Annotated in this window: 21 protein-coding genes and 1 pseudogene; 11 read left to right on the forward strand and 11 right to left on the reverse strand. The window is 69.1% G+C overall.

Annotation, left to right across the window (positions count from 1 at the left end; genetic code table 11):
• The first annotated feature begins 223 nt into the window (after nucleotides 1–223).
• From ABD156_RS44655 to ABD156_RS44665, 3 genes are all read left to right on the forward strand, one after another.
• Nucleotides 224–883 (forward strand): HNH endonuclease family protein, encoded by a 660-nt coding sequence (locus tag ABD156_RS44655; RefSeq protein WP_344287735.1) that lies wholly within the window; start codon nucleotides 224–226, stop codon nucleotides 881–883.
• A gap of 13 nt (nucleotides 884–896) precedes the next feature.
• On the forward strand, nucleotides 897–1,550 hold the full coding sequence (locus ABD156_RS44660; RefSeq protein ID WP_344287737.1) for an alpha/beta fold hydrolase: 654 nt from the start codon (nucleotides 897–899) through the stop codon (nucleotides 1,548–1,550).
• 86 nt (nucleotides 1,551–1,636) lie between these two features.
• Complete coding sequence (locus tag ABD156_RS44665; RefSeq protein WP_344287739.1) at nucleotides 1,637–5,350, forward strand: S8 family peptidase; 3,714 nt, start codon at nucleotides 1,637–1,639, stop codon at nucleotides 5,348–5,350.
• Between the two features lie 29 nt (nucleotides 5,351–5,379).
• Here ABD156_RS44665 and ABD156_RS44670 read toward each other — a convergent pair whose 3' ends face one another.
• On the reverse strand, nucleotides 5,380–6,390 hold the full coding sequence (locus ABD156_RS44670) for a helix-turn-helix domain-containing protein (protein ID WP_344287741.1): 1,011 nt from the start codon (nucleotides 6,388–6,390) through the stop codon (nucleotides 5,380–5,382).
• 124 nt (nucleotides 6,391–6,514) lie between these two features.
• On the opposite strand from ABD156_RS44670, the gene ABD156_RS44675 reads away from it, so the two are divergent.
• Entirely contained in the window at nucleotides 6,515–7,033 is a 519-nt protein-coding gene (locus ABD156_RS44675) for a hypothetical protein (RefSeq protein ID WP_344287743.1), read from the forward strand.
• On the opposite strand, the gene ABD156_RS44680 is transcribed toward ABD156_RS44675, so the two are convergent.
• From ABD156_RS44680 to ABD156_RS44690, 3 genes are all read right to left on the reverse strand, one after another.
• Entirely contained in the window at nucleotides 6,979–7,398 is a 420-nt protein-coding gene (locus ABD156_RS44680; protein ID WP_344287745.1) for an ATP-binding protein, read from the reverse strand. The two genes, ABD156_RS44675 and ABD156_RS44680, sit on opposite strands and share 55 nt — an antisense overlap.
• A 64-nt stretch (nucleotides 7,399–7,462) precedes the next feature.
• Entirely contained in the window at nucleotides 7,463–8,239 is a 777-nt protein-coding gene (locus ABD156_RS44685; RefSeq protein WP_344287747.1) for a SigB/SigF/SigG family RNA polymerase sigma factor, read from the reverse strand.
• Nucleotides 8,236–8,652 carry an ATP-binding protein gene (locus ABD156_RS44690; protein WP_182893754.1) on the reverse strand — a complete coding sequence of 139 codons (417 nt, stop codon included), beginning with the start codon at nucleotides 8,650–8,652 and terminating at the stop codon, nucleotides 8,236–8,238. The genes ABD156_RS44685 and ABD156_RS44690 overlap by 4 nt, the downstream gene beginning before the upstream one ends.
• A 147-nt stretch (nucleotides 8,653–8,799) precedes the next feature.
• Between ABD156_RS44690 and ABD156_RS44695 the strand changes: the two genes are divergently transcribed.
• The 3 genes from ABD156_RS44695 to ABD156_RS44705 all read left to right on the forward strand — a co-directional run bounded on the left by ABD156_RS44695 (nucleotide 8,800) and on the right by ABD156_RS44705 (nucleotide 10,525).
• The gene (locus tag ABD156_RS44695) at nucleotides 8,800–9,105 is read left to right on the forward strand and encodes a WhiB family transcriptional regulator (RefSeq protein ID WP_009086013.1); all 306 of its coding nucleotides are present in this window, start codon (nucleotides 8,800–8,802) and stop codon (nucleotides 9,103–9,105) included.
• A gap of 219 nt (nucleotides 9,106–9,324) precedes the next feature.
• Complete coding sequence (locus tag ABD156_RS44700) at nucleotides 9,325–9,678, forward strand: STAS domain-containing protein (RefSeq protein ID WP_344287754.1); 354 nt, start codon at nucleotides 9,325–9,327, stop codon at nucleotides 9,676–9,678.
• Nucleotides 9,679–9,739: 61 nt separating this feature from the next.
• Nucleotides 9,740–10,525, forward strand: coding sequence for a metal-dependent hydrolase (locus ABD156_RS44705; RefSeq protein WP_344288295.1), 786 nt, complete (start codon nucleotides 9,740–9,742; stop codon nucleotides 10,523–10,525).
• 6 nt (nucleotides 10,526–10,531) lie between these two features.
• Here ABD156_RS44705 and ABD156_RS47955 read toward each other — a convergent pair.
• Together ABD156_RS47955 and ABD156_RS44715 are read right to left on the reverse strand one after the other, a co-directional pair.
• Nucleotides 10,532–10,810: pseudogene (locus tag ABD156_RS47955) on the reverse strand (flavin monoamine oxidase family protein); the annotation flags it as partial.
• On the reverse strand, nucleotides 10,774–11,871 hold the full coding sequence (locus tag ABD156_RS44715) for a flavin monoamine oxidase family protein (RefSeq protein ID WP_425546131.1): 1,098 nt from the start codon (nucleotides 11,869–11,871) through the stop codon (nucleotides 10,774–10,776). The pseudogene ABD156_RS47955 and the gene ABD156_RS44715, both read right to left, overlap by 37 nt.
• A 123-nt stretch (nucleotides 11,872–11,994) precedes the next feature.
• Here ABD156_RS44715 and ABD156_RS44720 point away from each other — a divergent pair, with 123 nt between their 5' ends.
• Nucleotides 11,995–12,600 carry a TetR/AcrR family transcriptional regulator gene (locus ABD156_RS44720; RefSeq protein WP_344287758.1) on the forward strand — a complete coding sequence of 202 codons (606 nt, stop codon included), beginning with the start codon at nucleotides 11,995–11,997 and terminating at the stop codon, nucleotides 12,598–12,600.
• Here the strand turns inward: ABD156_RS44720 and ABD156_RS44725 are convergent.
• Nucleotides 12,597–13,361, reverse strand: a complete 765-nt coding sequence (locus tag ABD156_RS44725) for a nuclear transport factor 2 family protein (RefSeq protein ID WP_344287760.1) — start codon at nucleotides 13,359–13,361, stop codon at nucleotides 12,597–12,599. The genes ABD156_RS44720 and ABD156_RS44725 overlap by 4 nt on opposite strands.
• A gap of 183 nt (nucleotides 13,362–13,544) precedes the next feature.
• On the opposite strand from ABD156_RS44725, the gene ABD156_RS44730 reads away from it, so the two are divergent.
• The gene (locus ABD156_RS44730; RefSeq protein WP_344287762.1) at nucleotides 13,545–14,090 is read left to right on the forward strand and encodes a TetR/AcrR family transcriptional regulator; all 546 of its coding nucleotides are present in this window, start codon (nucleotides 13,545–13,547) and stop codon (nucleotides 14,088–14,090) included.
• Here the strand turns inward: ABD156_RS44730 and ABD156_RS44735 are convergent.
• Nucleotides 14,087–14,668, reverse strand: coding sequence for a helix-turn-helix domain-containing protein (locus tag ABD156_RS44735; protein ID WP_344287764.1), 582 nt, complete (start codon nucleotides 14,666–14,668; stop codon nucleotides 14,087–14,089). The two genes, ABD156_RS44730 and ABD156_RS44735, sit on opposite strands and share 4 nt — an antisense overlap.
• 113 nt (nucleotides 14,669–14,781) lie before the next feature.
• On the opposite strand from ABD156_RS44735, the gene ABD156_RS44740 reads away from it, so the two are divergent.
• Nucleotides 14,782–15,954 (forward strand): MFS transporter, encoded by a 1,173-nt coding sequence (locus tag ABD156_RS44740; protein ID WP_344287766.1) that lies wholly within the window; start codon nucleotides 14,782–14,784, stop codon nucleotides 15,952–15,954.
• Here the strand turns inward: ABD156_RS44740 and ABD156_RS44745 are convergent.
• Nucleotides 15,951–17,168 carry an MFS transporter gene (locus tag ABD156_RS44745; RefSeq protein WP_344287768.1) on the reverse strand — a complete coding sequence of 406 codons (1,218 nt, stop codon included), beginning with the start codon at nucleotides 17,166–17,168 and terminating at the stop codon, nucleotides 15,951–15,953. The genes ABD156_RS44740 and ABD156_RS44745 overlap by 4 nt on opposite strands.
• A 119-nt stretch (nucleotides 17,169–17,287) precedes the next feature.
• Between ABD156_RS44745 and ABD156_RS44750 the strand changes: the two genes are divergently transcribed.
• Complete coding sequence (locus ABD156_RS44750; protein ID WP_344287770.1) at nucleotides 17,288–17,629, forward strand: hypothetical protein; 342 nt, start codon at nucleotides 17,288–17,290, stop codon at nucleotides 17,627–17,629.
• Between the two features lie 2 nt (nucleotides 17,630–17,631).
• Here the strand turns inward: ABD156_RS44750 and ABD156_RS44755 are convergent, their stop codons facing one another.
• Complete coding sequence (locus tag ABD156_RS44755) at nucleotides 17,632–19,227, reverse strand: ABC transporter permease (RefSeq protein ID WP_344287772.1); 1,596 nt, start codon at nucleotides 19,225–19,227, stop codon at nucleotides 17,632–17,634.
• The gene (locus ABD156_RS44760) at nucleotides 19,224–20,123 is read right to left on the reverse strand and encodes an ABC transporter ATP-binding protein (protein WP_344287774.1); all 900 of its coding nucleotides are present in this window, start codon (nucleotides 20,121–20,123) and stop codon (nucleotides 19,224–19,226) included. Before ABD156_RS44760 ends, ABD156_RS44755 begins: the two co-directional genes overlap by 4 nt.
• Nucleotides 20,124–20,147 lie beyond the last annotated feature (24 nt).

Raw genomic sequence — 20,147 nt, forward strand, 5'->3', positions numbered from 1 at the left:
CGGCCCCCTGTCATTACAGTCGTTTCGCCCGTCGCGGACGTGACACCTTCGGGAGCGTTATCCACCCCCGCTGATCTGGGCTTTTTCGTTGGCGGCCCACAACTGTTCCGACGTGGTCCTTGCCACGCCTCGGACGCTGCCGAGAGTGTCTGCGCGATTACCGGCCCGGCGACAGGCATACTCCGGCTCCCCGAACTCCCCGCCCGAGAGGATCCCGCGCACCATGGCCCGGCCGTTCCCCACCAAGCGCACCGTGCTGCTCGCGGTCGTGCTGCTCATCGCTGTCGTCGGGTTCTGGTACGGCCAGCGCGAAGTCGGCGACACCAAGTCCGAGGCCGCACCGGCGTCGGCGGCGGACGCGACGAAGCAGCTGTCCGAACTGAAAATCGGCGCCCGCGGAAACATGACCGGCTATTCGCGGGACAAGTTCAAGCACTGGGACAGCCAGGGCGACAGCTGCGACACCCGCGAGGTCGTCCTCAAGCGCGCGGGCAAGGACGTCAAGGCGGGCAGCGACTGCAAGCCGACGGCGGGCACCTGGGTCAGCGTGTACGACGGCCAGACCTGGACCAAGGCGACTCAGCTCGACATCGACCACATGGTCCCGCTCGGCCAGGCCTGGGTGAGCGGCGCGCGCGACTGGACGCAGGAGAAGCGCGAGCAGTTCGCGAACGACCTCACGCGGCCGCAGCTGTTCGCCGTGACCGCGAGCGTGAACCGGCAGAAGAGCGACAAGGCTCCGGACGAGTGGAAGCCGCCGCTGGTGTCGTTCTGGTGCACGTACGCGACCGACTGGGTCACCGTGAAGCACTTCTACGGGCTGACGATCACGGACATGGAGAAGAACGCGCTGCAGGACATGCTGAAGCGCTGCCCAGCGTGACAAGCTGGGCGACATGGCGACTTTCGCACTGATCCACGGGGGCGGCGGCAGCGGCTGGGACTGGCACCTGGTCGCCGCGCGGCTGAAGGCGTCCGGGCACGAAGTCGTGGCCCCGGACCTGCCGATCGAGAACCCGCAGGCCACGTTCGCTGACTTCACCGACACCGTCGTCTCGGCGATCGGCGAGGCGCGGGACGTCGTCGTGGTCGGCCATTCCTACGGCGGGTTCACAGCGCCGCTCGTGGCGGAACGGGTCGGCGCGCGGCTTCTCGTGTTCGTCGCCGGGATGGTGCCCGCGCCGGGCGAGGCTCCCGGGGAGTGGTGGGGCAACGTCGGTTTCGAGTCGGCCGAGGGGCTGAGCGTCACCGAGCAGTTCATGGCGGACCTCCCGGCCGACCTGGCGGAGGAGAACGAGCGGCGCGGCCGGGATCAGAACAGCGCCGAGTACAGCGCGGCGTGGCCGGGCGAGCGGTTGCCGGACGTGCCAACGAAAGTCCTGCTCTTCCGCGACGACCGGTTCTTCTCCGCCGACCTGCTGCGCCGGGTCGCGCGCGAGCGGCTGGGGATCGACGCGGACGAGATGGCCGGTTCGCATCTCGCGCTGCTGAGCCGTCCGGACGAACTGGCTGACCGCCTAATGGCCTATTACGCGACAGTGGCTGGCTGACCAGGCGTTGTCCCAGTTGCGACATGTCACAACCGCGACACCGAGAGGTAGTGACGTGAACCCCGGCTCGCCCCGAATCTTGTGCGATGACGTGGAGATCACGAGCCATCACTCTCGGCTGCACGGGCGCACTGGTCGCGACACTCGGCCAGGCAGTGCCCGCGGCGGCCGAGCCCGCGAGCGGTTCACCGGCATCCGGTCCCGGTGAGCGGCACACGGTCACCTTGCTCACCGGTGACGTCGTGCAAGTCGAAAGCGTCCAAGGCGGACGGCAGATCGCGACAGTCCGGCCGGGCAAGGGGCGGGAGAACATCCGCTTCACGCAGTCCGAAGTGGACGGAAAGCTGCAGGTCATCCCGGGCGACGCGGTGTCGCTCGTGGCGGACCGGCGGCTCGACAAAGCCTTGTTCAACGTCACCGACCTGATCGCGCAGGGCTACGCCGACGAGTCGAGCCCGACGGTGCCGATGATCGCGCACTACGCCAAGGGCGTCTCGATCGCTTCCGCGCCGGCGTTCGCCGCCACCGCGCAGGGCGCCGAACTGCCCAGCGTGAACGGCCGCGCGCTGCGGGAAGACAAGAAGCGCGCCGGCGAGTTCTGGCAGTCCTTCACCGGACCGCGCGCGGCTTCCGGTGCGGTGGAACGGATTACGCTGGACCGCAAGGTGCACGCGTCGCTCGACCGCAGCGTCCCGCAGATCGGGGCGCCGGAGGCGTGGGCGGCCGGATTCGACGGCTCCGGCGTCGCGGTGGCCGTGCTCGACACCGGCTACGACCCCAACCACCCGGACCTCGCGGGCAAGGTCGCGAAGTCGGAGAACTTCTCGACCAGCCCGGACGTCATCGACCGGTTCGGCCACGGCACGCACGTCGCGGCGACCATCGCGGGCAGCGGCGCGGCCGCGGGCGGCACGCGCAAGGGTGCGGCTCCGGGTGCGAAGCTGTACGTCGGCAAGGTGCTCGGCGACGACGGGACGGCCTCGTCTTCCGAAGTCCTGCAAGGGATGGAGTGGGCCGCGAACTCCGGCGCCAAGGTGATCAACATGAGCCTCGGCGGCGGCGCGACCGACGGCACGGACGACCTCAGCGTCGGCCTCAACGAACTCACCGCCCGCACCGGCGCGCTGTTCGTGGTCGCCGCGGGCAACGACGGCCAGAACGGCGCGTCGACCATCGGCACGCCGGGCACCGCGGATTCCGCGCTGACCGTCGGCGCGGTGGACCGCAAGGACGAGCTGGCCCCGTTCTCCAGCATGGGCCCGCGTCAGGGCGACCAGGCCGTGAAGCCGGACATCACCGCGCCTGGCGTGGGAATCGTCGCGGCGCGCGCGGCTGGTACGTCGCTTGGTGAAGTGGTGGATCAGTACTACACTGCGGCGTCTGGTACGTCGATGGCGACGCCGCATGTCGCTGGTGCGGCGGCGATTCTGGCGCAGCGGTATCCACAGTGGACCGCGCAGCAGCTCAAGGATGGTTTGGCCAGTACGTCGAAACCGTCTGCGGGGCTTAATGCTTTCCAGCAGGGTGGCGGCCGGGTGGACGTCGCGGCTGCGGCCGTGCATCCCGGAGTTTTCGCCACTGGCACGCTGAACCTCGGCCCGGTCACCAACGACAGCGGTCCGGTGCGCAAGGAAATCACTTACACCAACACGACTTCCGCGCCGGTCACCATCACGCCGAAACTCGACCTGCGCCGCGGTGACGGTGCCACGCCGGGCGACGCGGTGAAGCTCGAAAAGTCCACTGTGGAGGTTCCGGCCAACGGGACCGCGACGGTCGCGATCACCGTCGACTCGGCCGCGCTGGTGCCGGGCAACTACACCGGCAGCGTTCTCGTCGGCGCGGTGCACACGACGGTCGGCCTGGTGAAGGAACCGCCGAAGCACAAGGTGACCGTCACCGGCATCGGCCGCGACGGCAAGGCGTACCCGATGGATCTCCAGATCTTCGGCGACGACATGCGGTACGACATCGTGCGGGACGTCGTCAGCGACCATCCGTTCGTCACCGAACTCCCGGAGGGCACCTACTACGCCCGCGCGATGTTCCACACCGGACGGGCTCCGGACGAGGAACTCGCGATCGTGCTCAAGCCCGAGTTCTCCCTGACCGGGGACCTGAACCTGGTGATGGACGCGCGGAGCGCGGTGCCGGTGGAGATCAAGACGCCGCGGCCGTCGACGCTGGAAAACATCATCAGCAGTTACGCGCACCGCGAATTCGGCTCGCGCAAGATCTCGAACTACGTCATGGAATTCCCCGGAGTCCGGCACATCTACGTGACGCCGACGGAGAAGGTGAAGAACGGAACGTTCGAGTTCGGCACCCGGTGGCAGCTCACCGCGCCGATGCTGACCGCGACCACGTTGCCGTGGCTGGGAATCAAGACCGAACTGTTCTACTACGCGTCGTCCCCGGCGATTTCCGGGTTCAAGTGGCTCGGCGTCGTTCCGGTCGCTGCCGATAAGCCGGAGCAATACGCGAAGGCGCGCGGGAAAATCGCGTTGGTGACCCCGGCCAAGGACGGAACCAACCCGGATACCGCGGCAAAACAGGCCGCTGCCGCGGGTGCCGCGATGGTGATGGTCGTCAGCCTTCCCGACGAGCACACGTACGGGCACTGGCAGCCGCGCGGCAATCGCCTGCCGATTCCCGCCGTGCTGATCACGAACGAACAGGGCATGAAGCTGGCCGACCATGCCAAATACGGTTTCACCAGCATGTTCCTGCAGGGCACGCCGGTGAGCCCGTACCTGTACGACATCATGCAGGTGACGCACGATCAGATCCCGCAGAAGATCGTCTACCAGGTCAGCGAACGCAACAGCGCGACGGTCACCGCGAATTACCACGCGACCGGCAAGGACGAGTGGCTTTCCGAGCAGCGATTCGGTTGGCGTCCTTGGGAAAAGACCGCGATCAACCAGTATCAGCGGTACGCGCACACCGGAACGGCTCGCGAGGAGATCGTTTCGACCGACGAGACGATCTGGCAGCACCGCGTGAACAACAAGCTCAGCTGGGACACTTTCCAGCCGCTCGCGGTCGGCATGCTCGAACAGCCGCACACCTTCAAGGCCGGGCAGCGGGCGACGGAAAACTGGTACGCGCCAGTGGTTCGCCCGGCGATCCCGCGCGGTGCTGGACTGGAAACCTCGCGCACCGGCGACACTTTCGCCTTCCGCATCCCGGAGTTCGCGGATCCGGAAACCTCGCACTACGCGTTTTCCGAATCGGGTCTCGGCGAGGAACCGGACCAGGTGAGCGCGAAGCTTTACCAGGACGGAAATCTCGTCAAGGAAGGCCCGGCGGCGTGGGGCAAGTTCCCCGCCTCGGCGGACCCGGCGAAGTACCGGCTCGACCTGTCGCTGACCAAGTCCACTCCGGACTGGGCGTACGGCACGCACACCGAAACGTCGTGGACCTTCGGGTCGAAGCGGCCCGCCGAAGGCAAAACGGACCTGCTTCCGTTGCTGCAGGTGGATTACGGCGTGCAGACGGACCTGACGCAGAAGGCGCGCGCCGGGCGTTCGCTGCCGGTCGAGTTCACCGTCCGAAATCAGGACGGCATGGCAGCGCCCAAGAATCCGCGGCTGACCGTCGAAGTGTCCTATGACGACGGTCGCACGTGGACGGACGTCAAGCGGGTGGACGGCATCGGCGACGGCCGCTTCCGCGCCGTGGTCGACCATCCGCGGCTGGACCGGACCAACGGCTTCGTCTCCCTGCGCGTGCACGGGTCCGACGCCGACGGGAACGCGGTGCAGCAGACAGTAATCCGGGCCTACGGGCTCTCCTGAGAAAGAGGCAGCCGGATAACCCCTCGCGGTTATCCGGCTGCCGCAGGCTCGTCGAGCCAGCCCTGCCTGCTGACCTCCCACGCCAGCTGCATCCGGGTCTGCACGTTCATCCGGGACATCAGGTCGTGGATCCGGCGCTGCACGGTCCGCTGGCTCACCGCGAGCCGCGTCGCGATCGCCTTGTCGGTGACCCCCGCGACCAGCAGCGACAACAGATGCAGCTCGTCCCGATCCGGCCCGGAGCCGCCGGGCGTCCGTTCCGCGTCTTGCGGAGTGCCGTCCGCGCGCAGCGGCCACGCGCGTTCCCAATAGCTCTCGAACAACGCGATCAGCGCGGCCAGCAAACTGCTGTCGCGGATCAGCGCGGCGGTCGGTTCGCCGGAGCCGTCGAGGTTCTGCACCAGCGGGCACAACGCGATGGTGCCGTCGGCGATCGCCAGCCGCACCGGCACCACGGTCGACGACCGCGCCTCCTCGCCGTGTCGGATCCCGTGCGCGACGTTCTCGATCATGCCGGGCTCTTCCAGCATCGCCCGCTCGTACACGACCCGGTACCGCACGCCGCGGGCGAGCGCGTCGTACTCGTCGGCGTTCTCGCCGGACGCCATCGCGATGTGCCCGGCCCGGCAGAACCACAGCAGTTCGTGCCGGGCGCCGACCTGGATGTTCGTCAGCTGCTGCCGGATCGCCGCGCTGCCGGTGATCACCTCGACCAGTTGCGTCGCGTCCCGCCGCCGCGCGCCGCCGCGGTACTCCTCGGCCATCCGGCTCACCGCGGTGCGCGCCCACTCCAGCGATTCCTGCCCGCGCATCAGCAACGGCCCGAACGCGACGTCCGGCGGCGACGGCGCGTACTTCGGCTCGTCGCCGGCGACCAGGCTGACCAGTCCCTTGGCGTGCAGCGAACGCAGGATCGCCGACACCTGCGCCGGGCTGAGCCCGAGCTGCTCGGCCACCTGACGCGGTCCGGCGTCGAACATCCCGACGAGGAGCCGGTAGACCCGCTCCTCGTCCCCAGTCACCCCGATTGCGTCCAGCATCCGGCGAGCGTAAGGCACCGGCAACGGGAGCGAACGAGACAAAACCGGACAGCGCCGCCTCGGGACCCGTCCCGGCGGACCGGGCTACAACCGGGTCGGCAACTCCCGATCAGGAGACTCGACGATGACCGACGATCCCCGCCCCGCGCCGTCCCGCGGCCCGGCTCACCAGCCATTCCCCGGCGAACCGCGCCTGGCCCTCGCCCGGCGTCCGGCGCTGTGGATCGGGCTCGCGAGCGCGGCGGCCTTCATCGCCGGGATCGTGTTCTTCCTGCTGCCGGTGACTGCCCTTTATTACCTCGACGGCAACGGAAACCCCACCGACGTCCAGACGATCTACGGCACGCGAAGCGACCAGATGCTGGGACTGCCCGCGAATATGTTCGGCCAGGGCGATCCGCCGGCCGACACCACGAGCGTCCGGATCGGCTGCGGCACGGCGCTCAGCGCGCCGGAGGGCTGGCTGATCGCCGAGGCGCACGGCGAGGACGGCTGCGCGGTGGCCGAACGGCCGCGGATGATCGCGGGCTGGCTCGGGGTCGGGCTGGGAGCGCTCGGCGCGGCCGGGCTCGTAGTGGGCGGGCGTCGTCAGCCGAGGCCGAACGCCGCCCAGACGCACTTGCCGCCCTCGGCCGGGTCGTAGCCCCAGCGCCGCGACAGCGCGCGCACCAGCATCAGCCCCCGGCTGCGCGCCGCGGACGGGGCGACCGGTTCTTTCAGCTGCGGAATGGAGGCAGAGGTGTCGAAGACCCGCACCATCAGCTCGCCGTGCTCGAGCCGGAGCTCCAGCCGGTCCGGCCGGTCGCCGTGCTCGAAGGCGTTGGTGACGAGTTCGGAGGTCGCCAGCAGCACGTCGTCGCGCACCTGGGCGGGGACGTCGAGCTGGGCGAGCGCGGCGCGAACCTGGGCTCGCGCGATGGCGGGCGCGGTGACGTCGTCCGGGAGCTCCAGGCGCACGGTGGCGGCGGCCGCCCCGGTGCTCCTGGTTGGCATCCTCGACGTCGTCATGGCTTCCGCACCTCCCGACCGCTGTGCTCGCATGTGGTGTTTACCCAACTCGGCCGAAGGCGAATCAGGTGCCCTCGGTGATGTCAGTCTCGGCCAGTCCGGTACGGAGCTTTTTCAGCGTCGCGGCGAGCAATCGGGACACCTGCATCTGGGAAACCCCGACGCGGCGCGCGATGTCCGACTGGCTCATCCCGGACCCGAAGCGCAACGCCACGATCTTGCGCTCGCGCTCGGGAAGACTGTCCAGCATCGGCCGCAGCGCCTCGCGCAGTTCGGCCTGGCCGAGGTTCGCGTCCGGCGCGCCGAAGCGCGTGTGCGCGGAGTTCTCCAGCAGGTTGTCCAGCGAGGCCCCGTACCGGCCCTGCCCGGCCCGCAGGCCCTCGTAGACGTCCTCGATCGGCACGCCGAGATGACGCGCGATCTCACTGGGCTTCGGCGCGCGCGACAGCCGCACGGTCAGCTCCTCGCGCGCGGCCGAGATCGTCGCGTTGAGTTCCTTGAGCCGTCTCGGCACCCGGACCGACCAGCTGTTGTCGCGGAAGTGGTGGCGCAGTTCGCCGGAGATCGTCGGCACGGCGAAGGCCAGGAAGTCGGTGCCCTGCGCGGGGTCGTAGCGGTCGACGGCGTGGATGAGGCCGACGGTCGCGATCTGCACGAGGTCGTCCATCGCCTCGTCGCGGTTGCGGAACTTCCGGGCGAGGTTGCGCGCCAGTTCGAGATGCTCGCGCACCAGCCGGTCCCGGATCTCCTCGCGGCGCGGGGAACGGTCGGGCAGTTCGGTCAGCTCGTGGAACAGGCCTGCCACGTCGGTGGGCTTGTCGCCGCCGGCGGGGTTCGTCACGAGCTGGCCGCCTCACTCTCCCGGACCAGTTGCACCCGGGAGAGGTACCGGCCGTTGGCCGGGGTCACGGTGCGCCGCGCCGACGTCGCGAGCGCGGTCAGCAGCTGCCAGGACAGACCCGTCTCGTCGCCGTGGTCGGCGCGGTCGGAGACCACCGACACAGTGACCTCGATCCGGCCCTCCAGCCAGGAGAACACGCAGGTCAGCTTGCCGTCGGCGGCCGAGGGCAGCAGCATCGAACAGGCCTCGTCCACGGCCATCCGCAGGTCCTCGACCGCGTCCAGGTCGAAGTCCTGCCGCATGGCGATGTCGGCCACGATGGTGCGCAGAGTGGGCACCACGTGCGGGATAGCCGCCGTCCGCACCTCGATGAGCTGTGCGTCCTCGCGCTCGAGCGGGGCGTTCTCCTCCACGTGCTGTCCTCTCTCCGGCGTGCCACGCCAGTCTTTCGTGCCCGATCTGCCACATGCCCGGGGGGTGAGCAAACCAAACCCGGGTTTGACCGCCGCGACCGGCGGGCATGTAGCCGTCGAGTGCATCCCGGGAAAGGTGGGGACGACATGGCTGACGTGAGCCGACTGCCCAACGTGGTGGCCGAGGAGTGGGAGTGGCAGCTTCAAGGCTCGTGCCGAGGCGCGGACAGCAGCCTGTTCTTCCATACCGACAATGAGCGCGGCTCCGCGCGCGAGCGCCGCGAGTCCCGCGCGAAGGCGATCTGCCACACCTGCCCGGTGCTGGCGCAGTGCCGCAAGCACGCGATGACGGTCGAAGAGCCGTACGGAATCTGGGGCGGGCTCGGCGAGATCGAGCGCCGCGAGCTGTTCATGCGCGAACGGCGAGCGAAGCGCAAGACGGTGTCCGCCTGACCTGTCCCGCCCACGACCCGCGCGCCCACCTGCGGTGCGCGGGCTCCTGTGCGTCCGCCGGGCGCCCGCGCGCCAAGGTGTAGCCATGTGCCGACGCGGCGGCGGTCACCCACTGGGTTAGGGTTGAGTCTCCAGATGCTTGGGACCGTGACACGGTTGCCGCTTGAGTACTACAGGCGCGTACCGGCGCAGGAGCAGCGCCTGACGAGGAGAAACTGCATGCCCGCAGCCGACCAGAACGCCACTCCGCCCGGATTCGGCATCACGCTGGACACCGCGGCCGCCGAGCCGAGGGTGGTGGTCACGGGTGAGCTCGATCTGCTCACCAGCCCGCAGCTGCAGGAAGCTCTTGCCGGATTGATCGCGGACAAGAATTCCCGCCGCGTGGTGGCCGACCTCACCGGGGTGACCTTCTTCGATTCTTCGGCGCTGAACGTCGTCCTGCACGCCCAGCGGCAGGCCGGGGAACAGAACGTCGAACTCGAGGTCGTGCCGAGCCCGGCGGTCAGCCGGGTGATCGAGCTCACCGGCGTGGCCGAACACCTGAGCGTGTCGGAGGAACCTCCGGCCTGATCTCCCGATACGGTCGCGCCGGTTTAGTAAGTGGTCCGCGACCTGGGGGATAACCATCATGATGGGGCGCACGCACGCCCTGACCGGCTGGTGCGCGGGCCTCGCCCTCGCGCCCGCGGTCGGCGTCGGCTCAGTGCACCAGGCGGTGGTCTTCGCGGCCACCACGGCCGGGTTCGCGCTGCTGCCGGACCTTGACCATCCCAGCGCCAGCGCGACCCGCCTGTTCGGCTGGCTGACCGGCGCGCTGTCCTGGCTGCTGCGCCGGGTGTCCGCAGCGGTATACGCCCTGACGAAGGGCCCGCGCGACGAAAAGGTGACCGGCACGCACCGGCACCTCTCGCACACCCTGCTGTTCGCCGTCGCCCTCGGCGCGGCCACCTCCGCCGGCTGTTCCGCCGGCGGAGCTTGGGCCGTGCTGGGCGTGTTGTTGTTCGGACTCCTGCTCGCCGTCGCCGCACTGGGCGACTGGCTGCTGCTGCCCTACGGCGGCGCGGTGGCCTGGTGGTACTTCACCGCGCCAGACGACCGGGTGGCCCAGCTGGCGGACATCTCAGGCTGGCTGGGGGTGGCCGTCGCAGCCGGCTGTTTCGTGCATTGTCTCGGCGATTCGCTGACGGAGTCGGGCTGCCCGTTCCTGTTCCCGCTGCCGATCGCGGGGGAGACCTGGTACGAACTCCGCCCGCCGAAGCCGCTCCGGCTGCACACCGGGAAGAAGGTGGAGACGCGGCTGGTGTTCCCGGTGTTCGCGCTGGTGGGGGTGCTGCTGGTGCCGGGGGTGTGGGATTGGACGGTGGGGGTGGTGGAGCATGTGTTCACTCCTGGGGCTTCCCAGACCGCGACTCAGTGAGCCAATTCAAAGGCGCAGGATCTCTTCCGCGACAGCGCTGCCGGATCGCACTGCGCCCTCCATGTAGCCGTTCCACTCCACCGCGTACTCCGCACCCGCCCAGTGGATTCGGCCGACCGGTGGCCGCAGCACGTCGCCGTAACTGGTCCACACACCGGGGGCGAAGTGGGCGCCGTAACAGCCGCGGGTGAATTCCTCGGCGCTCCAGTCCTTCTCCTCGTACGCAGTCGGTTCGGCGGCCCGCGGCCCTAGGTAACGGACAAAGGAATCGAGCACAGCCTGGCGGCGCCGGTCGGCAGGAAGACGCTGCCAGCGCCGTGCCTCGCCGCCTTCGACGAGCCCAGAAGGACGCCGATCTCGCCGCCCGGCGGGGAAACGTCGAAGGTGACTTTGACCGGGCCGGTGTCGGAAGCGACCTGCCCGTTGAGCCCCTGCTCGCGCCAGAAAGGCGTCGAGTACGCGGCGAACGACTTGGCGACGGTGCCGGCTGGCAGCTTTTGCGTCAGCTGGTCGCGCCAAGCGGGCAGCACCGGGGCGTACCTCAGCCGTCCGGCGAGCGTCGGTGGGAGGGCGATGACGACCTGGTCGCCGGTGAAGTTCTGACCGGCACGGGTGGTGACCGTGATCCCAGTCCGGTCGTGGGCCACCGACGCGACCGGTGTCGAAAGCCTGACGTCGAGTCCGTCGGCGAGTCGTTGTGCCACCAGGACGGAGCCGCCGACGACGCGGTCCTGCTGTGCGCCGCGGTCGACGGCGAGGAGGGTTTCCAGGTCTGCGTTGCTGACTGCGTAGAACAGCGCGTGCAGCAGGGACAGATCACTGGCATCGGCGGCGAAGACGGCTTCGGTCGCGACCCGGAAGTAGGCCCGCCCGCTCGGGGTGCGCAGGTTGCGCCGGACCCAGGTCGCGAAGGTCTGGCTGTCGAGCAGGCGCGCCTTCGGATGCGTCCACGGCTGGGCCGGGTCGATGCCGCGGGCGAGCCTGCCGAAGCGGGCCAAACCCTGCGCGAGGTCGGCGAGCGCGACCGGATTGAGCCGCGGCACGGCGCCCTTGGCTCCGTTGACGAGGACTCGCCTGCCGCCGAGCTGGACAAGCGTCTTGCCTTCGTCGTTCCAGGTACGGAAAGTCTCCAGGCCGAGGTCGCCGATGAGCCGGTGCATCCGGGAATGGCCCTCGCCGATCCAGGTGCCGCCGAGTTCGATCGGATGGCCGCCGATCTCGCCGCCCTCGACTCGCCCGCCGACCCGGTCGCGAGCTTCGAGCACGACTGTCTCGGCTCCGGCGTCGCTGAGTTCCCGTGCGGCGGAAAGCCCCGCCAGTCCCGCGCCGACGACCACGACCTTCATGGTTTGCTCCCTCGCGTTCCGGAGACTCGGTCAGATGACCGAATTGGTGCAGCCTAAGGAGCGGCGCCGCGGCTGGCAAGGATTCGTGGCAAGATTTCGGTCGACTGACCGAAAGGAGTGGCCGTGCCGTACGTCGAGGCCGCGGTACGCCGGACGCAGTTCATCGCGGCCGCCCGCGCCGCGCTGGCCGCCCACGGCGTCGCCAAGACTTCGCTGCGCGTTGTCGCCGCCCAGGCGGACGTCCCGCTGGCCACCATGCAGTACGTCTTCCCGTCCAAGGAGAAGCTGCTCCGGGCCGTGATCGAGGACGTCGTCGACGAGATCGCCGGTGTTCTCCAGGCCTCGGCCATCACCGACCAAGGCCTGGAGAACGCGATCCGGCAAGGACTCGACACCTTCTGGGGCAAGCTCGTCGAAGGCGGACGCGAGCTGCAGTTGCTGCAGTACGAGCTGACGATGTACGCGTTGCGCACTCCGGGCCACGAAGAGCTCGCCCGGCTCCAGTACGAGCGCTACGTCGGCGTCGTTGCTGCCTGGTGCCGGGAAGCCGCCGAGCGGGCGGGCGAGACCGCCGCCGTTTCCTTCGACCACCTCGCGCGCATGATCGTCGCCGGAGTGGACGGACTGATCCTGCAGTACGTCTGCGACCCCGTCGACGCGCGGGCGCGGGAGGGGCGCGAGGCATTGGCGGACATGGCGGTCGGGCTGGTGAGGGTCGACGCCGCTTAAGCCGATTCCGTGAACACCGGCGCGCCCGAGTAGTCCCGGGAGTGCACGATCCGCCCGTCGCGCACCGTCAGCACCATCGCGTACGTCGACACATACGGCTTGCCCTCGAACTCCCCGTGCAGGTCGTACTCCGCCACCAGCACCTCCGGGTCGCCGGTCTCGTGCACGACCACCCGGTCCGACTTGGTGATCCGCCGCCGCTGTCCTGCCTCGTGAAAGCGTTTGCGCAACTCCTCGCGGTCGCGCGTCTCCTTCGGCACGCCCGCCGGTGCGAACGGGATTTCGATCACGACGTCCTCGGAGTACAGGTCGGCGAGGTCGTCCCAGCGGTTGTCGACGGCCGCGTCGAGGAAGCGCTGGAAGACCTCCTTCGTCCCGTGCAACGTGGTTGCCGCGCCGTTGTTCGGGTAGTCGCGGTACCGGGTGATCTCGCCGTCCCGCACGGTCAGCAGTCCGGCGGACGACGGGATCCGATAGCGGTGGCCGGTGTGCGGATTGCGGCCCTCGGCGACGAGTTCGACGGCGAACCCGTCCGCGGTTTCGGTAGTGGTGACCTCGACTTTCTCCAGGCCGATCCGGGCCGCGACGGCGCTGCCCGCGCCGAGCGTGGCCAGTACGGCGTCGCGGCCGGTCGAGCGATGGCCGGTGAACGGGATTTCGTAGACGGCGTCCTCGGCGAGGACGTCAGCGAACGGCGCGGCGTCGAAGGCGCTCAGCGCGTTCGCGACGATCTCGGCCACTTCGGACACGGTGCGGGACATCAGAAACCTCATTCGGGAAGACGGGGGAATAATCGGAACGGGGCACCCGCTTACGAAGATACGGAGTTCTCACTCCGGTTGTCAACGACGGCCTGGAGATCTGGGACACGGTCAGAAGCGGCGGCGATCGTTCCGGGGAAGAATCGGACGACCGCACCACTTTGAGAGCAGAGGAGATGGCCGGTGGAGAAGCCTGCGCTCCGCGCGGACGCGCGGAGGAACCGCGCCCGCGTGCTGGCTGCCGCCGAAGCGGCCTTCGCCGTCGACGGGCTCTCGGTGCCGCTCGACGACATCGCGCGGCTCGCGGGTGTCGGCGCGGGCACCGTCTATCGGCACTTTCCCAGCAAGGAAGCGCTGTTCCAGGCGGTCGTGGTGGAGCGGCTGGAGCAGTACGGCGTCGAGGCGCAGGAGTTGATCGACTCCGACGTGCCGGGCGAAGCGTTCTACGACTACTTCACGCGCGTCATCGAGCAGGCGTCGCGTAACCGCGCGATCTGCGAAGCGCTCGGTGAGACAAGCGGTTCCGCGTACAAGGCTGAAGCAGCGGAGCGGTTTCGCGTGAACCTCACCGCGCTGCTGGAGCGCGCGCAGGCCGTGGGCGCTGTACGCGCCGACATCGACGGTGAAGACCTGCGCGCGCTCATCGTCGGCGCGCTCGCGGTGGAGCGGTTTACGCCGGACAGCCGGCATCTCGTGCGCGTACTGCTCGACGGTCTGCGCAAGGTCTAGTCGCGACGGCCGACGCGTAAGTGGATGCGTTCGCCGGATTTGCTGAAGAGGCTGAGGATTTCGACGTCGCCCTTGCCGGCGGCGCCGAACCAGTGCGGGATGTGACAGTCGAACTCGGCTGCTTCGCCGTGCCCCATGATGAAATCGTGATCGCTCAGGCGTACGCGTAGGCGTCCGCGAAGCACGTAGAGCCACTCGTGCCCGTCGTGGCTGCGCGGCTGAGGCTCTTCGTCGCGCGCCGGGATGATCTGTTTGTAGGCACGGAGTTCTCCCTGATGCCGGGACAGCGGGATCAGCACTCGCCCATCCCGCTTGGCGGCCTGCTGAGGCACGCGCGGGTCGACGATCCGGGGCGCGGCGACGATCTCGTCGAACGGGATGCCCAGCGCCGCGGTGATCGGCAACAGCAGTTCGAGACTCGGCTTGCGCTGCCCGGATTCCAGCCGGGACAGCGTGCTGGTCGAGATGCCGGTGGACCGCGACAGCTCGGCGAGGCTGACGCCCCGGTCGTCCCGAGCACGCCGCAGCCGGGGCGCGATCTGTTCGAGCACGGCGTCGACGGCGGGGTGGTCGTTCATGCGGCGCAGTCAACCAATGCGTCCCGGAAACGGCAACGTTTCTTGCCGCTTCCGGTCGAGCCTTCCGAAGCTGGACACAGAGGTGCTCCCAGATCACGGAGGTTCAACCGTTCATGACCAGCGAGACTGTCGAAAAGCCGCGGAACTCCGCGCGACTGCCCGTCGGCGTGTACCTGCTCGCTTTCAGCCTGTTCGCGATGGGCAGCGCGGAGTTTCTTCTGGCAGGCGTACTGCCTGCAGTGGCCGACGATATCCAAGTTTCGCTGTCCTCCGCCGGGTTTCTCATCACCGCGTTCGCGCTCGGGGTCGTCCTCGGCGGGCCGCCGTTCGCCGTGCTCAGCTTGCGCTGGCCCCGGCGCACCGCGCTGCTGCTCACGCAAGGAGTGTTCGCGGTCAGCGTCGCCGCCGGACTGCTGGGCGACTACCCGGTCTTGCTGGTCAGCAGGGTGGCTTCGGGCGTCGCCTACGCCGGTTTCTTCGCTGTCGCTTCGGTGACCGCGATCGGCTTGGTCACCCCGGACCGCAACGCCCGCGCCTCCGGGGTCGTGGTCAGCGGCCTGAGCGTGGCGATGGTCGCCGGCGGACCAGCGGGCACCTTGCTCAGCCACTTCACCCAATGGCGCGGCGGATTCTGGGCCGTGGTCGCACTAACGCTCGCCGGAATCGTCGCCTGCTCGCTCGGCATCCCCGCGGCGAACCGGCAGGCGGCGCGACCAAGCGTGGCGCGAGAGCTGGCTACGCTTCGCAAACCGCGGCTCTGGGGCATTTTCGGGATCACGATCCTGACCACCGCGGCGTACATGATCACCTTCAACTACCTCTCGGCCATGCTCGCCGAGATCACCGGTGTCCCCACCGTCTGGATTCCCGCGATCCTCGCGCTCTTCGGAGTCGGAGCTTTCGTCGGTCTGTCCATCGGCGGACGAATCTCCGACCATCGACCGCACGCCGCGCTGCTGAGCGGAGCCGTCGCGATCGCGGTCCTCTCGATCGTCCTGGTCTTCGCGATCCACCGCTCGTGGGCCGTGATTCCCACAGTGTTCCTGCTCGGGATCGCCGCTTTCGTGGTGAACCCCGCGATCTACGGCCGGGTCTTCGCCATCGCGGCCGACGCCCCCATGCTCGCCGGGGCAACCACGGTGTCGGCCTTTCAACTGGGAATCAGCGCGACGCCCGTCTTGGCGGCAGCCGTGCTCACTCAAGCCCTCACGTGGGTCAGCCTCATCGGAGCCGTTCTCGCCGCGCTTGCCGTCCCGCTCATTCTTCTCGACCGCGCACGCAGCTAGTCCGGTAAGTCGCGCATCTTGCGAAGCGGCGAAGCGATCAGAATTCCCGACGCCGCAAGGATTCCGATGCCGGACACGTACAGCGTGACCCGGGTTGTGGTGAGTTCGGCGATGAAGCCGCCGAGCAGGCTGCCGAGCGGGGCGACGCCGAAAATGACCGTCTGCGACACCGACGAGACGCGGCCGAGCAGCTCGTGCGGGGTGATCGCCTGCCGGAAGCTCGTCTCGAACACGCCGAGCACGATGATGCCGAAGCTCGACGCGATCCCGCCGGCGATGTACCACGCGACACCCCACCCCGGCGTCGCGAAAGCGTTGGGCAGGAACGAAACGCTGTACACGGCACCGCCGATGTACAGCGCCCTCGCCGCACCGAAGCGGGTGCCGAGACGTTGAGCGACCAGGCTGGCCAGCAGTGCTCCGGTTAGCGAGACCGTGCTGACCAATCCGATCATGAATGGTTCGAGGTGCAGGTCGCGGACCGAGAACACCACCGAGACCGCCATGAACATCGACTGGAACAGGCTCGAAACGGCGCTGTGGATGGTGATCGCGCGCAGGATCGGATTGTGCAGCACCGTTTGCAAGCCTTCGCCGATTTCCCGGCGCAGGTTCCGCTCAGCGGGCTCGGGCCGCACATCAGGCGTGCGAATGCGGCGCAGCCACGCCGCGGACCACAGGTAGGTCAACGCGTCGAGCGCCATCGCGCCCGCGCCTCCGACGAACTGCACGATCATCCCGCCGAGGCCGGGTCCGGCGATCGCGGCGACGGACAGGTTCGTCTGCAGCCGCGCGTTCGCGTCCGGCAGCTCGCCGCGCTCGACGAGGTTCGGCAGGTAGGTCTGGTGCGCGACGTTGAAGAAGACGGTGAACACGCCGGCCAGCAGCACGACGACGTACAGCTGGGCCAGCGTCAGCGACCCGAACAGCGCGGCGACCGGAACCGAGCCGATGAGCACCGCGCGCCCGAGGTCGGCGGTGATCAGCACCGGCCGGTTGCGCATCCGGTCGCACCACGCGCCCACCTGCAGCCCGAGCACCAGGTACGGGAGCGTGCTCAGCGTCCGCAGCAGCGAAACCTCGGCCACCGACGCGGCGAGCGTCGTGGTGGCGAGCAGTGGGATGACCAGGAAGTCGATGCGGTTGCCGACCTGGCTGAGGCCGTCGGCGAGCCAGAGCCGCCGGAAGTCCGGCGAGCGAAGAATCCCCCTCATAGGGTTAGTGTTATATAAGTTGAGTCGGTATATATCAAGTTGCACAGTGCGTAACGACGCCTATGATCAACGCGACGAAACCCTCGTAGCCGAGTGACCGTGCGGCGAGGAGGTGCCGGATGTCGGACACCGCTCCCACCTGGGGTTATGTCGTCGTGACCGGTCTCGCCGGGCTCGCTGGCGGCCTGCTCGTCGCCGCGCTGCTGGTCGCCGGTCGCACTCCGCGTCCGGCCGGAGAGTCGTCGCCGCCCACCCCGCCGCCCGTACAGCAGGTGACGGTCACGGTGACCGGCCTCCCTCTGCCGCCGGTCACCGTGACCCATCGCCCGCCCGCGCCCCCGGCTCCGGCGCCGCGCACGACCACGGCCACCGTGTCGGTCACCCCGGCTCCGTCTAGCCCGTCGGCACCCCCGCCGACCACGCTGGCCCCGACCACCGGGTTCTTCCGCGACGAACGCTGAACTCAGCCGACGTCGCGCCGCCGCCAGCCGGCCAGGCCCGCCGCCAGCACGACCGCCGAGACCGCCAGCAGCACCACGAGCGGCAGCGCGGTGAACACCTCGCCGGGCACCTTCGGCGGATGCTGGAACGGCGAGACGTCCAGCAGCACCTGCGGCGCGTTGACGACCGGCCCGAACATGCTGATCAGCAGCGCCAGCGCCGCCACGCCCCAGGCGGCGGTCGCCAGCTTCGGCAGCAGCCCGAAGATCAGCGCGGCCACCGCGACGATCACCCACGCCGCGGGCACCTGCACCGCGACGGCCGCGACCATGTTCCCGACCGAACCCCCGACATCACCGCTGCGCAGCCCGTTCGACAGCCCGAGCAGCACACCCCCGACGAGCACCAGCAACGCGCTGCCGAGGAACGCGAACACGAGGTGGCTCGCGGCCCAGCGCAGCCGTCCGACCCGCGTGGCCAGCAGCGGTTCGAGCCGGATCGCGGTTTCTTCGGTGCGCATCCGCAGCGTCGCCTGCACGCCGTACAGCGAGGCGAGCATCGCGAACAGGCTCACCATCGTCGCGAGGAAAGCGTCGACCAGTCCGTGCGATCCGCCGAGCCGTTCGAAGATCTGCCTGCTCTGCTCGGTGCCGCCGACCAGGCCGGAAATGCCCTGCGCGATCGTCCCGAACAGCGCGCCGCCGACCGCGAGCCCGACCAGCCAGCCGAGCAACGGACCCCGCTGCAGCCGCCAGGCCAGCGAGAACGGCGACCGCAGCGACGGCGCGGCTTCGCTGGGTCCGAGCCGCGGCGGAAGCAGGCCGACGCCGACGTCACGACGCGGCAGCAGCACGTAGGCCACGACGAACAGCACGAGCGTGGTCGCGACGGGCAAAATCAGTACCCACCACCGTTCTTCGGCGAACGGCCGGATCTGCTGCGCCCAGCCGAGCGGCGAAATCCAGGACAGCCAATGCGCGTCGGTGGTCGAATCACCCGCGCCACGCAACAGAAACGCGACGCCGAGCACCGCGGTGCCGATGCCGTTGGCAGTGCGCGAGTATTCGCCGAGCTGTACGGCCACCGCGGCGACGCCGGTGAAGACCAGGCCGGCGAGCGCAGTGCTCGCGCCGAGCGCGACGGAACCCGCCACGGGAACCTTCGACGCCAACGTGATCGCTTGCAGCACACCGATCAGCACGCTCGCCCCGCCGGTCACCGCGAGCGCGGCGGTGAGCGGCGCGTATCGACCGACCACAGTGGACGCGAGTAGTTCGGCGCGGCCGGTGTCCTCTTCCGCGCGGGTGTGCCGGGTGAGGGTGAAGATGGCCATCAGGCCGGTCAGCAGCGCCAGGAATCCGCCCATCCGCCAGGCGATGAACCCGCCTGCCGTGCCGAGGTTGAACGCCGGGCCGTAGAGCAGCGCGAACGACGGGTTCGCGGCGGCCGACGCGACGAGCCCGGCCCGGCTCGCGGCGGTCGGATAGAACTGGTCGTAGCTGCTGATCGTGGCCACCGGGATGAGGCTGAGCAGGACGATCCAGATCGGCAGGATGATCCGGTCGCGGCGAAGGGCCAGCCGGATCAGCGGCCCGGTGCCGTTGAGCGTGCCGGTCATTTCCCTGCCTCGAGTTCGTCCGCGTAGTGGCGCAGGAAGAGTTCCTCGAGCGTCGGCGGCCTGCTTTCCAGGCTGCGCACGCCGATCTGGGTCATCTGGCGCAGCGCGTCCTCGAGCGAGCGGGTTTCCACGTCGAAGCGGACGCGGTTGCCCTCGACCTTGAGGTCGTGCACGTCGGAGAGTTTGGCCAGGCCGTTGGGCGGTCCGCACAGCTCCGCGGCGATCGAGGTGCGGGTGAGGTGGCGCAGTTCGGCGAGCGTGCCGGACTCGACGGTGCGGCCGTTGCGGATGATGCTTACCTTGTCGCACAAGGCTTCCACCTCGGCGAGGATGTGGCTGGACAGCAGCACCGTGCGGCCCTGCGCGCGCTCCTCCTGGATAACTTCCTGGAAGGTGGCCTCCATCAACGGGTCGAGGCCCGAGGTCGGCTCGTCGAGCAGCAGAAGGTCCACAGTGGACGCGAGCGCGGCGACGATGGCGACCTTCTGCCGGTTGCCCTTCGAGTACGTGCGGCCCTTCTTGCGCGGGTCGAGGTCGAAGCGCTCGACGAGTTCCTCGCGGCGCTTCTGGTCGAGGCCGCCGCGCAGCCTGCCGAGGAGGTCGATGACCTCGCCGCCGGACAGGTTGGGCCAGAGGTTGACGTCGCCGGGCACGTAGGCGAGCCGGTGGTGCAGGCTCGCGGCGTCGCGCCACGGGTCGCCGCCGAGCAGCCGGACCTCGCCGGCGTCGGCGCGAAGCAGTCCGAGCAGCACTCGGATCGTGGTGGACTTCCCGGCGCCGTTCGGACCGAGAAATCCGTGCACTTCCCCAGCGGGAACCTGAAGATCAAGGCCGTCGAGGGCCTTCACCCGGCCGAATGCTTTGTGCAGGCCGGAGATCGCAATGGCGTTTCCCATGGTTCGGAAGCTACACTCTTTTCA

It is taken from the genome of Amycolatopsis albidoflavus, assembly GCF_039525725.1.
Lineage (GTDB): Bacteria > Actinomycetota > Actinomycetes > Mycobacteriales > Pseudonocardiaceae > Amycolatopsis > Amycolatopsis albidoflava.

Coding starts and splice junctions, on each gene's coding strand:
- ABD156_RS44655 (WP_344287735.1), top strand. CDS start 224: ATGGCCCGGCCGTTCCCCACCAAGCGCACCGTGCTGCTCGCGGTCGTG.
- ABD156_RS44660 (WP_344287737.1), top strand. CDS start 897: ATGGCGACTTTCGCACTGATCCACGGGGGCGGCGGCAGCGGCTGGGAC.
- ABD156_RS44665 (WP_344287739.1), top strand. CDS start 1,637: ATGACGTGGAGATCACGAGCCATCACTCTCGGCTGCACGGGCGCACTG.
- ABD156_RS44670 (WP_344287741.1), bottom strand. CDS start 6,390: ATGCTGGACGCAATCGGGGTGACTGGGGACGAGGAGCGGGTCTACCGG.
- ABD156_RS44675 (WP_344287743.1), top strand. CDS start 6,515: ATGACCGACGATCCCCGCCCCGCGCCGTCCCGCGGCCCGGCTCACCAG.
- ABD156_RS44680 (WP_344287745.1), bottom strand. CDS start 7,398: ATGACGACGTCGAGGATGCCAACCAGGAGCACCGGGGCGGCCGCCGCC.
- ABD156_RS44695 (WP_009086013.1), top strand. CDS start 8,800: ATGGCTGACGTGAGCCGACTGCCCAACGTGGTGGCCGAGGAGTGGGAG.
- ABD156_RS44700 (WP_344287754.1), top strand. CDS start 9,325: ATGCCCGCAGCCGACCAGAACGCCACTCCGCCCGGATTCGGCATCACG.
- ABD156_RS44705 (WP_344288295.1), top strand. CDS start 9,740: ATGGGGCGCACGCACGCCCTGACCGGCTGGTGCGCGGGCCTCGCCCTC.
- ABD156_RS44715 (WP_425546131.1), bottom strand. CDS start 11,871: ATGAAGGTCGTGGTCGTCGGCGCGGGACTGGCGGGGCTTTCCGCCGCA.
- ABD156_RS44725 (WP_344287760.1), bottom strand. CDS start 13,361: ATGTCCCGCACCGTGTCCGAAGTGGCCGAGATCGTCGCGAACGCGCTG.
- ABD156_RS44735 (WP_344287764.1), bottom strand. CDS start 14,668: ATGAACGACCACCCCGCCGTCGACGCCGTGCTCGAACAGATCGCGCCC.
- ABD156_RS44740 (WP_344287766.1), top strand. CDS start 14,782: ATGACCAGCGAGACTGTCGAAAAGCCGCGGAACTCCGCGCGACTGCCC.
- ABD156_RS44745 (WP_344287768.1), bottom strand. CDS start 17,168: ATGAGGGGGATTCTTCGCTCGCCGGACTTCCGGCGGCTCTGGCTCGCC.
- ABD156_RS44750 (WP_344287770.1), top strand. CDS start 17,288: ATGTCGGACACCGCTCCCACCTGGGGTTATGTCGTCGTGACCGGTCTC.
- ABD156_RS44755 (WP_344287772.1), bottom strand. CDS start 19,227: ATGACCGGCACGCTCAACGGCACCGGGCCGCTGATCCGGCTGGCCCTT.
- ABD156_RS44760 (WP_344287774.1), bottom strand. CDS start 20,123: ATGGGAAACGCCATTGCGATCTCCGGCCTGCACAAAGCATTCGGCCGG.